This window comes from Candidatus Zixiibacteriota bacterium, assembly GCA_022865345.1.
GTDB lineage: Bacteria > Zixibacteria > MSB-5A5 > MSB-5A5 > RBG-16-43-9 > RBG-16-43-9.
Window position 1 is genome coordinate 92,464 of sequence record JALHSU010000134.1, and the last position, 13,780, is coordinate 106,243.

Genomic DNA, 13,780 nt, shown 5'->3' on the forward strand with positions numbered 1-13,780 from the left:
CTTCTGTAGGGCCCATCGGGCTTTTTTTTCTGCCAGGCAGAAGTCTTGCCCTACTGTGGTGGAGGTCTGAAGACCTCCGCTACATCTATCGAGTAATTGTAGCGGAAGGCCGTCAAGGTCTTGTCCGCAGGATCCTGGCGAAGACTTCAGCCTTCCATCTTTTTTTGCTATAGTCTCCTTTCCCGTTTGCTTAATTCAAACAATACAGAGAAAAGCTTCTTTTCTTTTGAAGTTAACTTTACCCCTCTTCTTTTCATCACAATTTCTGCCGTATCGATCATCTTCTCCAGCTTGTACTCGGTAAATCCCATAACACTCCCCCAGCTAAAAGAGGGGACGAATTTCTCATTAACCATCCCTCCACCGAAAATATTTGAGCCAAATCCGATATACACTCCGGTATTGAGTAAAGTCCCGATGCCGGTCTTAACGTGATCGCCAATCATTGCGCCAACCTTGATTAGCCCTGTGTCGATCTCTTTTCCGTTCAAAAGGACTTTAATCTTGCCGTAGTTATTCTTCAAATCGCTGTTAGTGGTCATTGCCCCTAAATTCACCCATTCTCCCACATAGGAATGACCTAAAAAGCCGTCATGATACTTGTTATCGTAACCTGAGAAGATTGAATTCTCTACTTCTCCACCTACTCGGCAGAAAGGTCCTGTACTTGTCCCTTCCCTGATTTTCGCTCCCATCAGAACACTATTCGAGCCGATACAGGATGGACCTTCTATTCGGGTGAAAGACTGAATTTCCACATTCTCATCAATATAAATCGGACATTTTCTGGCATCTAAAACCACGAAAGCATCTATGCGGCAATTTTTACCAACATAAACATCTTTTGGATTATAGATTTTAACTGAAGATTCAACCCCCTTTTTGAAGTCATTTTTCTTAACCTTGCTTAACCTTCTGAAATCTTTTATGATCTCCTCGGGATTTAGTCTAATAAGATCCCAGAGGTAATTAACGACTTCGAACCTAATCTCAACTTTCTTTATCTTTTTTAATATCGACTCAATACTCGTTTTCTTATATAGGGTCTTAACCTCAGCTTCGTATTTTTTGAAATCCTCACCTTTCAGACATAAAGCCAGAAGTTCACCCTTCGAGGTAAATGCTCTTTCTTTTGTTGAGAAATTTATCTTTAGAGGAAGCTTCTCTTCTGCTAACATCCGCCCATTCAGGAAGAGCAGAAGGTCTTCTTTTTTTAGGTTAAAGTTATTGACCTTGTAAGAGGTCTTCTGTCTCAAGACTTCAGCTAAATAATCCCGGCAGAGGAGGGAGACCTCAGCCCCAGGATAAAGCTGGATTAACTTATCCTTGACTTTCAGAATGCCACTTAGAAGCTCATAAACCGGGCGGTTGTAAGTCAAGGGATAGAAGTTTGAGAACTTGTCGTCTTCGAAAATGAAAAGCTTTTTCCCCATTTTTCTCCTAAGAATCAAAGCGAAGGAGAGGTTTTTGACCTCTGCTTCAGAGCCGTAAAGCTTTTATCGGCTGCTGAGCCCTTAAGGCTCGGCTACGCGCACATTTCTTTTGTCTGTCATTTGTCACTTAACGAACGACATCGCCCTTAACCTCTTAATCCTATCTTCAGTCGGCGGATGAGTATCGAAAAGGTTGTTCAATTTGCTCCGGTGGTCCAGTAACGGGTTAACGATATAAAGATGGGCAGTTGCTTTATTTGCCACCTCTAATGGTTCGGTATCTTTGGAGATTTTCTCCAGGGCAGAAGCCAGCCCTTCCGGATAACGGGTGAGCAAAGCGCCTGAGGAGTCTGCTAGATATTCCTTCTGCCTGGAAATGGCTAACTGAAGAAGTTTTGCGATAATCGGAGCTAAGATCACCAGGATTAAGGCTAAAAGTAGGATGATGGCATTTCCACCGCCTCTTCTACCTTCTCTTCTGCCTCTTCCGTAAAAAAAACTCCTTCCCATCCAGTCAGAAAGTAAGGCTACAGTCCCGACAAGGACGACAACCAGAGTTGAATAGCGGATGTCATAATTTTTGATATGCGACATCTCATGAGCAATGACCCCCTCCAGTTCCAGACGGTTCATCTTCTGCAAAAGACCAGTGGTCACCGCAATAGCTGAATTCTGCGGATTTCTGCCAGTGGCAAAAGCATTCGGAGCTGTATCGTCGATGATATAAGCTTTAGGAGCTGGAACCCCTGCCGCAATTGCTAATCCCTCGATGGTATTGTAAAGATACGGGTTTTCCTTAGGATCAACCGGCCTTGCCTGGCTTATACCCAGGACCATCTTATCTCCGTAGAAAAAGGTGACAAAGGAGATGATGATGGCAAGAGCCACAGCCAAGATAATTCCAGTCTCGCCCGCATTATAGGCCTCCCCAAAAACCCACCCTAAGAACACGATAAAGGCGATGAAAAGAACAAGTAACAAAAAGCTTTTTCTTTTGTTCTCTGTTATTTGTTCATAAATCATACTTCCTCGGTAGAACAGACATTCTTGTCTGTTCTCTCTTTAAGGTCAGAAGGAATGTCTGACCTTCCAGCAACAGACCTTCACTCGGTAGCACAGATATTCCTGTCTGTGCCTTCAATTCTTCGACTCTTATTGTCAGACATATTGGATTTAAATCAGTTGGTGTTCTTTTAAGGCTTCAAGGAATTTTATTGTAGCTTTTTCCATCTCTTTTACATCTTCTCGCTCAAAGTAAATAAGCTCTTTCTCCAAGTTCAATCCGGCGATATCCTTGATGCCTTTTTCGACCCATGCAATGACATCTTTTCCTTTCCCCTGTGCAAAATTGAGCTCTTTGATTAACCATGTGGGGGTCGTATAACCTCCACTAGCTAATTTATCCCGTTTAACAAAAATGCTAATAAGAAGATCAGAACTACGGATTCTACTTTTCATTTTCACTTTTTGGGGTATACTATGCTTGGAATATCTCTCTCCTGTCTTAAACTTAATTTTCAGTGCATCCAGAATTCCAATGACATATTGATTAACGCCTCTATCTGCGTTCTTAAAACTCATTGATACAAATGGGATTAAAGATTTCGTCTTAGCTTTCTTAACCTCATCTTTCCGAAAATTTTCAATTCTTTCTCTGTAGGCTTTTAATTGTGATATGCATACCTCTATATGACCCTGATATTGCGCTAATTGTTCTGAGTGACTGGGTTCTTCAACAATTGGAAGTGCAAATGGTTTTGTCACATTTATTCTGAAATTCTTTGCTTCTTCTTTAGAAAATAGTTCAGAAAGAAGCATCTCGGTTCCACTATATGCTAAATCATAATTTTCATTATAACTTTTCTCATAAGTAGCTTCTTTCAGAATATCCTCAAATTTTTTTATCTTCTTATCAATTAGTTCAATTGCCTTGGCTTTTGGGATTTTCATGTAGAGCCTCTTAATTTCTGTATCTGACAGGAATGTCTGACATACCGGGTTTCTATCCGGTAGAACAGGCATTCCTGCCTGTTCAGGGGTCAGACAAGAATGTCTGACCTACCATTTATCACTGTGTTTTAGACCTTTTTAAAAACCTACCTTCGGTACTTCTCTTTTGGCTGCTCCCTCCACCTCGAAGTATTCTCTTGGTTTAAAGTTGAACATATTGGCGATGATGCTGGAGGGGAAGACCTGCTGGGCATTGTTGTAAGAGAGAATCGTATCGTTATAGAACTGCCTGGCATAAGCGATCTTGCTTTCGATTCCGGCCAGCTCCTCTTGAAGCATCAGGAAATTCTGGTTGGCTTTTAGCTCCGGATAATTCTCTGCCACCGCGAATAAAGTCTTGAGTGCAGAAGTCAGCATATCGCTGGCTTCAGCTTTTTCCTTAACAGTACCTGCCTGTGCCCACTGAGTCCTGGCTTTGGCAACTGCCTCAAAAACTCCTCTCTCGTGAGTCGCATACCCTTTTACCGTTTCGACCAAATTCGGCACTAAATCCGCCCTTCTTTCCAACTGCACATCGATCTGGTGCCAGGCATTGTCCCCCCGGTTTCTCAAAACCACCAGCCGGTTGTAGATTCCGATTATTATCAGAATCGGCACCCCGATGACGATCAGCAAGAAAAACAAAGTGATTAACATCTTACCTCCTTGGTTTAAGTAGGTTGTAGGTAGTAGACAGCATATAGGGAACTACTCAACTCTGTCTATTGTATACTTCTAATCAGTCCGTGCAGCATTCTACCTATTTCCTCAGTTGCGTTTATTAATTCCTGATTCTCTGGAACATAATTTAGATCCTTCGCTAAAATCAGATAATAGCGCAGTTCTTCAATTGATCCCTGAGCTATGTTGTAGAAATTGGATTTATCTCTCAGGCTTCGCTTCTTGAAGCCTTCCGCCAGATTTGCCGGTACCGAAACCGCTGCCCTACGCATTTGTGAAACAAGCCCGAACTTCTCTTCCTTTGGAAAATCTCTGGTAAGCTTATAGATTCCCAAAACTAGTTTGTGAGCCTTTTTCCAAACCTCCAAATCCTCAAACCTCTCTGCCTTTCCCTGCTTATTCATAATTCTATCTTTTCCCCATCTACTATATGCTATCTACTATCTTCTTTCTTTTCCCTGTCTACTATCTACTACCTACTACCTACTTTCTTTAGCTTTTTTCTTAATTTATCGTCAGACAGCGCCAGAATCTCTGCCGCTAAAATCCCAGCATTTTTTGCTCCGGATGAGCCTACTGACATAGTGGCTACCGGCACACCTGAGGGCATCTGCAAGATGGAAAAAAAAGAATCCATCCCTTTAAAAGGAAGTGAAGGCAAAGGTACCCCAATGACCGGTAGTTTTGTATGAGCCGCTATAACTCCGGGCAGATGAGCCGCCATTCCGGCACCCGCTATAATCACGTTTATCCCTTTCTTTTCCGCCTCTTTTGCCAACTTTCTGGTCCTCTCCGGATTGCGATGGGCAGAGGAAACTACTATCTCATAACCGATTCCAAAATCTGAAAGAACTTCAGCCGTTTTATTCATCACTTCCCGGTCTGATTCGCTTCCCATAACGATTAATACTTGATTTTTCTTCATATTGTTTCCTCAAATTAATCCGGTCATTGCTTCGCCCTACGGGCTCGCAATGAAACAACCTCTACTGCTCGCAAAAGCAAGCTTTTGCACTCCTACTCACTGTTTTTTTCCCTTAAACCCTTCAATCCTTGAAACCTTTATCAAAAGTACTCTCTCCTCACATTCGTAGCCCTATACCCGATATCGTGTCGGTACTGCATCCCGTCAAACCTTATTTTATCTACTGTGGAATAGGCTCTACCCAGTGCCCCTTCCATGGTCTGGTCAAAAGCGGTTACCCCCAAAACTCTTCCCCCGTTCGTAATAATCCTATTGCCGGCCTTCTTAGTCCCGGCATGAAAAACCAGTACATTGGAATTCCCCACTCTGTTCAGCCCGAAGATCTCCTTCCCTTTTTCATACTTATCCGGATAACCGCCTGAGGCTAAAACCACGCATACGGCTGAGCCTTCTTTCCACTTCACGTCCTGCAGATCTAATTCCTCCTCCACAATGGAAAGGAAAATTTCGGCCAGATCGCTCTCCAGCAGAGGAAGGACTACCTGAGTCTCAGGGTCACCAAACCGGCAGTTGAATTCTATAACCTTTGGTCCCATCTCGGTAATCATCAGACCTGCATATAAAACCCCCTTGAAGACTCTCCCTTCCTTATTCAACCCGAAGATGGCAGGTTCCAGGACCTCCTCGGTAATCTTTTTCATCATCTTGTCGTTTACTATCAATGTCGGAGCATATGCTCCCATCCCCCCGGTATTTGGTCCCCGGTCCCCGTCATAGATCCTCTTGTGGTCCTGAGAGGAGACCATAGGTAGAACAGTCCTGCCATCTGTAAATGCCAGGATTGTCACCTCCTCGCCGATTAAGAAATTCTCCACCACCACTTTACTACCGGCTTCTCCAAAGATCTTCTGCACCATCACTTTCTCCACTGCCTCCTCCGCGCTTTTCAAGTCCTCCACTACGAAGGCTCCTTTGCCCGCAGCCAGACCATCTGCCTTGATCACCAAAGGGAATTCTGAAGAACGAACAAAATCTATTGCCTCCTCTTTTTGTTCGAAGATCTTGAAACTGGCAGTTGGGATATGATATCTCTTCATAAATTCCTTGGCAAATCCCTTGCTTCCCTCGATCAAAGCAGCCTCTTTTTTAGGTCCAAAGATCTTCAGCTTTCTTTTCTCGAACTCATCCACAATCCCCAGAATCAAGGGCTGTTCAGGTCCAACCACAGTCAGGTCAATTAAATTCTTTTCCGCAAAATCAGCTAACCCTTTGATATCCTCAGAAGAAATCTCAATACAATCTCCCAGACTGGCTATCCCGGCATTTCCCGGACAGGCGTAAATCTTTTTAACCAGCGGAGACTGGGAAAGTTTCCAGGCGATGGCATGCTCTCTTCCCCCGCTCCCTACAACTAGAATCTTCATCTTTATCTCTCCTGAAAAAAACTAAAAACCCACTCTTGAAAATTTGAGATTAATAATAAACCTAATCAAACCCAAAAGGCAAGGATTTTTTTGTGGACAGCGCTTTCCGACTGACTTTAGTCAGGCTAAATATACGCCACTAAAGTGGCTATGAACTTTTTTTGGTCTATGTGAGCTTGAGCTGGCATCCCTTAGACTGATCATTTTTCATTGACAATCATTACTTATTGACCTTTCTTTACCCGAAAATCGATGCCTATGACTTTTTCGCCTAAGTATATAGCCCAGGCTGGAATAATTGCAGCCTTTTATGCAGTAATTACCATACTTCTGGCACCCATAAGTTACGGGCCTGTTCAGATTAGAGTCTCCGAAGCTCTGACTGTCCTCCCCTATTTAACCTCATCCGCAATCCCCGGGCTTTTCCTGGGATGTTTATTGGCAAATATATATGGAGGGCTGGGTATTTATGACATAGTAGGTGGAAGCTTTTTGACTCTAATAGCAGGATTTTTCACCTACCTTTTATCCAAAAAAAGGAAACCAGTACTTGCTCCTCTTCCCCCTGTTCTTTTTAACGCTTTTGGCGTAAGTCTCTATCTGCATTTTCTTTTCAAATTGCCTTACTGGTTAACAGTCGTTTATGTAGGTGCCGGGGAAATAGTAGCCTGTTACCTAATAGGTTATCCTCTTCTGAAGATCATACTCAGCCGTCAAAGCTGGACAGGTTTCTTCAGGATATAAGAAAAGAATTTTAAGGGCAATTCATGTCCACTTGGATCCATCTGGAAATTGCCCCTACTAAATAGTGTAGATTGAATAACGGTAGGGGTTCAAAATCCTGAACCCCTACCATGAAGACAACCTTTCCTAATCTTTTTTAAATCGACCCCCAACTGTTAATCTCTTAAAGCGTAATCTTATTATAAATGAACTGATGAAAGACTGGAGGATAATTGTGAAAAAAATAACCTACTTCTACCCGATCTTTCTTTTCTTATTACTTTTCTCCTCATCCCAGGCACAAAAAAAGCCAGTCATAGGTCCGAAGATCTTTATGCCTGAAAAGGAGTGGGATTTTGGTTACATCCCGCAAAATGCGGTTGTCTCCCATTTTTTCCTGATCAAGAATACCGGGGATGACACCTTGCAGATCATAAAGGTCAGACCTGGCTGTGCCTGTACCTATGCCCCTTTGAAGAAAGACATCCTAGCTCCCAAGGACAGCACCTCTCTGGAGGTTATCTTCAGCTCAAGAAACTATCAGGGTTCTAAGACTCTGGTGGTAGCTATTTTTTCCTCAGACACCTCAAACTTCTCGGATATTAATTTCACTGCTAATATAGAAAATGAGTTTCCACTATTTCAAGTCGATCCTCCACAGGTTAAATTTGATTCCATAAGGGTAGAAAAAAACAACCAAATGAAAGTCACCATATTAAGCAAATCTACTTCTCCTCTACAGATAGCAGTGGCAGAAAAACCCAAGGAGTTCATTGATTTCCAGATTTCAAAAAACAGTTTAAATCCTAAGGAAAAGGCTGAGATCCTGCTGCAGGTAAATCGTAAAGCCACCCCTGGTCCTTTCCAGACCAATCTGACCCTTGATTTTTCAGGAGGCTCTACCGGACAGGGCTCTGAGAAAACCAGATACACCCTTCCGATCAGCGGAATCATCCTTTCCAAATAAAATAGATGAGCTTAAAAAAAGGTTCGTCCAGGATATTTCTTCAGGCTATTTTAATAGTCTTTTTTTCCCTTATCATTGGAGTTGCATACAATTCAATCTCAATAGAAGGAATCACAGTCAAAGGAAACTGGAGCAAAAAAGCAGTTTCCGATAGCCTGATTGTTCCCTATTCTTATTCAAAGGACGACCCCCCAGCAATAAGCCTGGGCCAGGCTATGACCTATTTCCAGACTCATAGCACCATTTTTCTGGATGCCAGATTGGAGCCAGATTATAAAGCCGGTCACATCCCTAAGGCTCTGAACCTGCCTTTTGAGGAGTTTGAACAGTATTACCCTAAAGTCGAGCCTTTGCTATCAAGAGATAAGAATATAATCACCTATTGCGATGGGACAGAATGCGAAGCCAGTCTTTTCCTGGCTCGACTTTTGAAGACCAAAGGATTTGGGAACTTGAAGATTTTCTTCGGAGGCTGGACCGAGTGGAACAAGGCCGGACTGCCGGTTCAAAAATCCAATTAGCTTTCTTATGAGAGAATTGATAGGCAATAAATGGCTGGTTGTACTTTTTCGATTGATAGTCGGAATAACCTTTCTCTATGCCAGCCTGGACAAGATTGTGCATCCGGACCAGTTCGCCCGCATAGTTTATAATTACAAAATCCTGCCAGGTTCTTTTATTAACATTTTTGCCATCACTTTGCCCTGGATAGAGCTATTCTGTGGTCTTTTCCTGATCCTGGGACTTTTTATCGAGAGCTCTTCGATCCTCCTCGGTTTACTTCTGGTCAGCTTCACTATCGCCTTATCGGTGAATTTCCTAAAAGGGGTCGACATCGCCTGTGGCTGTTTCACCACTGACCCGAATGCCAAAAAAGAAGGTGCCTGGCTTTTAATCCGGGATTTGGTCTTGCTTTTGATGAGCCTGCAGATTCTTTTTTATAACCGAGACTTCCTGAGCCTTCAGAAAATTATTCAGAAAAAATCGTAGGGCAAGCCTGTAGCCCCTAGGGGCAATTCATGAATTGCCCCTACAAAAAAAATCTATCTCAATAAAATCATCTTCCTTGTTTCGGTACTTCCGGAACATTCCAGGCGATAGAAATAAATTCCGCTTGTGACCTCTTTGCCTTTGTCATCTTTTCCATCCCAGACTACCTCATATCTTCCGGGCAATTTCTCCTCATCCAATAGTGTTCTCACCAGCTGCCCCAAGATATTGTAAATCTTGAGGGTGGTGTGGATGGGACCCTTGAACGTTGAACCTTGAACCTTTAAACTGAAGGGCAGGGTGGTGGAAGGGTTGAACGGATTGGGATAGTTTTGCTTTAAACTAAAGCTATTTGGTATTAAAACCTCTTCATCTGATTCTACATCCGTTCTTACATCGTAATATTTTATCTTAGCAGCTTTGACATTCTCCTTAAGGTCAGAAATATCATTCCCCGCTACCACTGCAAAAGCAACAGTTGTGCTTTCCTGTGATGGAATGACAAAAGGTCCCGCAGATGAAAGCATTGACCAGTCTCCCGCATAAAAACTTGAAGAGGTATCTGAGGGTAATAGGGTATCACCGCTCAAGTATAAATACTTCTCCTCTTTAGTAAAACCATCAAAAAGGCAGAGCTGGTTATCTATCAGTTTGTTTGAAGCCGGAGCCTGGCTTAGAGGCAGGACAGTCAGATATAAGGAGGAAGCAGAATTATATTGATAAGCTATAGGTATGCCTTCAACTGTGTCCAGCATGACTCTATCATTCACAGGAGAAGAAAGACTTATATCCCAGTCAAAGAAAAGTCCCGGGTAAATGTCTTTAAGAGTATCAGCAGTTTTATTCCGCAAAGTGAACTCCAAAATAATATAATCGTCATCCGGAGGATTGGCAAAAGCGAAGCTTCTCTGCTCGATCTCCAATCCGATTGGATTTATTGCCCCGCTATCTGAGAAAACCCCTATCCCATCCTGGTCTGAGATTTTTCCAGGTACAGTTATGTTAAAGTCACCCAACGGGACAAAATCACCTTTGGAGAATTTGCCGGTTCCGTCTCTTGCCGCATCCATCACCTGGGTTCTGGATTTGCCAATTAAAAAAGCACCCTCAAACAGATTGTCTTTTCCGGATTTGGGAAATCTAAAACCTCTCCCTCCTGCAGGACAAATTGAACCCTCGCCTAAACCATATCTCCCCAGATTGGATAGTGTAAAGGCTAAGTTCCCGATATCGTGCGTTCCTATGTTGCGACTCGAGGTTAAATTCAGAGTCAATGAGAACTTCAGGGAATCAGAATAGTTTCCGGAATTATCGAAAAGCTTAAGCTGGAAAGAGGTCTGGTAATTCTCAGGAAGATTATTTCCACATGATAAAACCAGGGGAGAATTGAGATTGACTTCTGCCTTCTTAGAACCAATGGAATCAAAATACAAGCTATCTTTTTCCAGGGTGATTAATGAGTCCACGCTCTCAAGGACAACATTCAGTGAATCAACTCTTGCCCCATAGTTTTTCAAGACCAGGAAGAGTTTTAATCTTGTTCTACCATCCGGATAAATCTGTGTATCGCTTTCCACATAATTACTGTCCAGCCAGATTTTAGGAAAAGGAGGCGGCGGCATAAAATCCAGAGCTTTTTTCAGATTGACCAATCCCCAGCCGTAATCATTATCCTCGCCTGCCAGGCCTAAGTCAGTGCTTGAAAGAAGCAGGGCGTTTTTTATCTCCTCAACTGTAGCCTCAGGGTTAAACTCTTTGAGCAAAGCAACTCCTCCAGCGATGAAAGGAGCCGCAGATGATGTCCCGCTTAAAGCTTTGTAGGTTCCATTCAGATAGCTTGAGCGAATTCCCACCCCTGGTGCAGAGATCTCCGGTTTAATGCTTATACCATCACAGCCTGATGGACCTCTACTGCTGAAAGAGGCGATAGGAAAGTCCGGGTATCGATTATCAACTGCTCCCACTGAGAAGCTATTGGTCGGTGAGGTAGCCCGGTCAGCAGGAGTCCTTATGGACATAGGAAAAGGACCTTCATTTCCGGCAGCAAACATAACTACAATCCCGGCAGCTTCGAGGTTGTCGATCGCTGACCAGAAGGTCTGGTCACATGGAGGCTTGGCTGCTAAAGGTATACCCCAGGAGTTATTGATCACATCCGGCACATCATCTGTTGTCTGGGGATTTCCGTCCGGGTCTATAGCCCACTGAAAAGCCTGCAGGATATCTGCTATGGTCTGGTCAAAACTCTTCCCCCGATCTATAACTCCGGCGGCAATCCAGCCTGCGTCATATGCCACCCCTAAGGTTTCAGATGGAGTCATTCCTACCATAATGCCCATAGTATGGGTCCCGTGTCCGTTAGCGTCAACTGGAAAACTTGAACCGTAGGGATCAAACCAGGCGCTGCTGTTCCCTCCCTGCAAGCCTCCTTTCCAGTTATGGAAAAGAGCCGGGTGCGTCCATTCCACTCCGGTATCGAATCCGCAGACCAGCCTGCCTTTGCCAGTGTAGCCCATTTTCCACAATTCTCTTGTTCCAGTTGCCTGAAAATAGTCTATTCCACCAGTTTTGGATGAGCTTATCGCTTCGGACACCGGAGCGATAAGTGAAACGGGATAGTTAGGAGAAACCAACTGCACCTCGGAACGTGAAGCGATTTTCTCGACTTCTGATTTAGTCGCAGATATCAGAATCCCGTTGACAATCCAGAAACTTTGGTAGCTTTTAACTGAGCCGTTATTTTTCTGTTCATCCAAATATTTTAGAAGTTCTCTCTGGGTATTTTCCGGCTTACTTTTGAGCTGGTAGATCAGGCTGGAATGTCTCTCTTTTTGTGTTTTTAATTTTTTATTAAGCACTAAATCTTTTGGCTCAACCTGATCTTTCAACATCACCAGACAGGACAGGTATTCGTCTTCCTTTACGGCTTTAAACTTCTCTTTCAGATCCGGGCTTACCTCACCAGAGAAAGAGTAAGAAAAATCTAAGATGATTAAAGTTATTAGGATTGAATTTGCTTTAAGAAGTTTCATTTTCTCCCCTCAAGTTTATGATTCTACTCAATTTAAAGCAAATCCTCTGCCTCTGGGATAAAAATGTGCAACAGTTGATCCCTGGTTTTATCAATTAGAAACCTTTTCATAAGCTCTGAGGTTATAATAAGATAAAATGATTGTCAAGCAGAATTTTTTAGGAAGCCCTTTTGCAAATTGCGAAATTTTCAAACAGGAGAGTTCTCTTATGCAAACGGCAATAAAAAAAATGCATCCACTTGCATAGGTAAAAAATGTTAGATTACAGATTTTATGAGTGTAGGGGCACAGCATGCTGTGCCCCTACCTGAAAAGATAACGCAACTATTTATTCCCTTAGAAACATGCCAAGTCTCCTTTTTATTATAAGGAGAGGGCAAGGGTGAGGCTCACTCAGAATAAAAAAAGGGAGGGGACACGCCCTCCCCTACGAAAAAAATAGACTTAATTAAAACCTTCGATTTCTCTTATTTTTTGTTTTATAGCTTTCTTTTAGTTTCTTCAGCTCATCCCGGTAAAAAGCCGCTTTTTCAAAATCCAGGTTTTTGGAAGCGCTCCGCATCGCTTTTTCCAGATGCTCGATTTTGTCCTCTAAGGTCAAAAAGTCCAGATAATCCATCTTCTCCTCTTTGACTGTGGACTCGGTCCTGGAATCCGCAAATGCGGTGGTTTTCAGAATCTCCTCTCTGGTCTTATAGATCGTCTGTGGAGTGATCCCGTGAGCTTGGTTATATTCCTCCTGGATTTTCCTTCTCCGGTTGGTCTCGCTGATCGCCTTTCTCATCGAGTCTGTAACTGCATCAGCATACATAATCACCTCCCCGGCCTTATTCCTTGCCGCCCTGCCTGCAGTCTGGATGAGGGATGTTTCCGAGCGCAGGAAACCTTCCTTGTCTGCATCTAAGATAGCAACCAGTGACACCTCTGGCAGGTCCAGACCCTCTCTTAAAAGGTTTATCCCGACGAGCACATCGAATTCTGCCAAGCGTAAACCCCTCAAGATATCTACCCTTTCTATTGCATCTATTTCAGAGTGGAGGTATCTGACTTTTATCCCTAACTGGGAAAGATAATCTGCCAAGTCCTCAGCCATCCTTTTGGTCAGCGTGGTTACCAGGACTCTTTCTTTTCTCTCCACTCTTGATTTTATCTCCTCCATCAGGTCATCCACCTGGTTTTTCAGGGGCTTGACAGTGATCTTGGGGTCAATTAGACCTGTGGGACGGATGAGCTGTTCAAGCACCATCCCCTTGCTCCTCTCCAACTCGAACTCGGCTGGTGTAGCAGAGACGAAAACAACTTGATGGATCATGGATTCGAACTCCTTGAAGAAAAGGGGACGATTATCTAAAGCTGAAGGAAGCCTGAACCCGTATTCAACCAGAATCTCCTTTCTGGACCTGTCCCCTGCGTACATCCCTCTGATCTGGGGAACGGTCTGATGCGATTCATCTATAATCATCAGATAATCTTCAGGGAAAAAGTCTAAAAGACAGTAAGGCCTTTGACCAGGTTTTCTGCCGGACAGATGTCGGGAGTAATTCTCTATTCCAGGACAGTAGCCGATCTCCCTCATCATCTCTAAGTCAAACTTAGTCCTGGATTCTAACCTCTGA

At 43.3% G+C, this 13,780-nt stretch carries 13 protein-coding genes; 4 read left to right on the forward strand and 9 right to left on the reverse strand.

What is annotated here, in order from left to right; genetic code table 11:
* Positions 1–167 precede the first annotated feature (167 nt).
* The 7 genes from MUP17_06215 to purD all read right to left on the reverse strand — a co-directional run bounded on the left by MUP17_06215 (position 168) and on the right by purD (position 6,452).
* Positions 168–1,433 carry a hypothetical protein gene (locus MUP17_06215; protein ID MCJ7458565.1) on the reverse strand — a complete coding sequence of 422 codons (1,266 nt, stop codon included), beginning with the start codon at positions 1,431–1,433 and terminating at the stop codon, positions 168–170.
* Positions 1,434–1,556: 123 nt separating this feature from the next.
* Positions 1,557–2,456, reverse strand: coding sequence for a zinc metalloprotease HtpX (gene htpX, locus MUP17_06220; protein MCJ7458566.1), 900 nt, complete (start codon positions 2,454–2,456; stop codon positions 1,557–1,559).
* Positions 2,457–2,606: 150 nt separating this feature from the next.
* Positions 2,607–3,455 carry a hypothetical protein gene (locus MUP17_06225; GenBank protein ID MCJ7458567.1) on the reverse strand — a complete coding sequence of 283 codons (849 nt, stop codon included), beginning with the start codon at positions 3,453–3,455 and terminating at the stop codon, positions 2,607–2,609.
* 66 nt (positions 3,456–3,521) lie between these two features.
* Positions 3,522–4,079 carry a LemA family protein gene (locus MUP17_06230; GenBank protein ID MCJ7458568.1) on the reverse strand — a complete coding sequence of 186 codons (558 nt, stop codon included), beginning with the start codon at positions 4,077–4,079 and terminating at the stop codon, positions 3,522–3,524.
* Between the two features lie 65 nt (positions 4,080–4,144).
* Positions 4,145–4,507 (reverse strand): four helix bundle protein, encoded by a 363-nt coding sequence (locus tag MUP17_06235; protein MCJ7458569.1) that lies wholly within the window; start codon positions 4,505–4,507, stop codon positions 4,145–4,147.
* A gap of 68 nt (positions 4,508–4,575) precedes the next feature.
* Positions 4,576–5,028 carry a 5-(carboxyamino)imidazole ribonucleotide mutase gene (gene purE, locus MUP17_06240; protein ID MCJ7458570.1) on the reverse strand — a complete coding sequence of 151 codons (453 nt, stop codon included), beginning with the start codon at positions 5,026–5,028 and terminating at the stop codon, positions 4,576–4,578.
* 140 nt (positions 5,029–5,168) lie between these two features.
* Positions 5,169–6,452: a phosphoribosylamine--glycine ligase gene (gene purD / locus MUP17_06245; protein MCJ7458571.1), complete on the reverse strand. Its 1,284-nt coding sequence runs from the start codon at positions 6,450–6,452 to the stop codon at positions 5,169–5,171.
* Between the two features lie 252 nt (positions 6,453–6,704).
* On the opposite strand from purD, the gene MUP17_06250 reads away from it, so the two are divergent.
* From MUP17_06250 to MUP17_06265, 4 genes are all read left to right on the forward strand, one after another.
* Positions 6,705–7,196: a QueT transporter family protein gene (locus MUP17_06250; GenBank protein MCJ7458572.1), complete on the forward strand. Its 492-nt coding sequence runs from the start codon at positions 6,705–6,707 to the stop codon at positions 7,194–7,196.
* A gap of 214 nt (positions 7,197–7,410) precedes the next feature.
* A complete protein-coding gene (locus MUP17_06255; protein ID MCJ7458573.1) occupies positions 7,411–8,142 on the forward strand; it encodes a DUF1573 domain-containing protein in 732 nt (243 codons plus the stop codon).
* Positions 8,143–8,147: 5 nt separating this feature from the next.
* Positions 8,148–8,663 carry a rhodanese-like domain-containing protein gene (locus MUP17_06260; GenBank protein MCJ7458574.1) on the forward strand — a complete coding sequence of 172 codons (516 nt, stop codon included), beginning with the start codon at positions 8,148–8,150 and terminating at the stop codon, positions 8,661–8,663.
* Between the two features lie 7 nt (positions 8,664–8,670).
* Positions 8,671–9,132 (forward strand): DoxX family membrane protein, encoded by a 462-nt coding sequence (locus MUP17_06265; protein MCJ7458575.1) that lies wholly within the window; start codon positions 8,671–8,673, stop codon positions 9,130–9,132.
* A 53-nt stretch (positions 9,133–9,185) separates the two neighbouring features.
* Here MUP17_06265 and MUP17_06270 read toward each other — a convergent pair whose 3' ends face one another.
* Both MUP17_06270 and MUP17_06275 read right to left on the reverse strand, forming a co-directional pair.
* A complete protein-coding gene (locus MUP17_06270; protein MCJ7458576.1) occupies positions 9,186–12,164 on the reverse strand; it encodes a S8 family serine peptidase in 2,979 nt (992 codons plus the stop codon).
* A 448-nt stretch (positions 12,165–12,612) separates the two neighbouring features.
* Positions 12,613–13,780: UvrB/UvrC motif-containing protein (locus MUP17_06275; protein MCJ7458577.1), on the reverse strand; the 1,168-nt coding region annotated here is incomplete at its 5' end.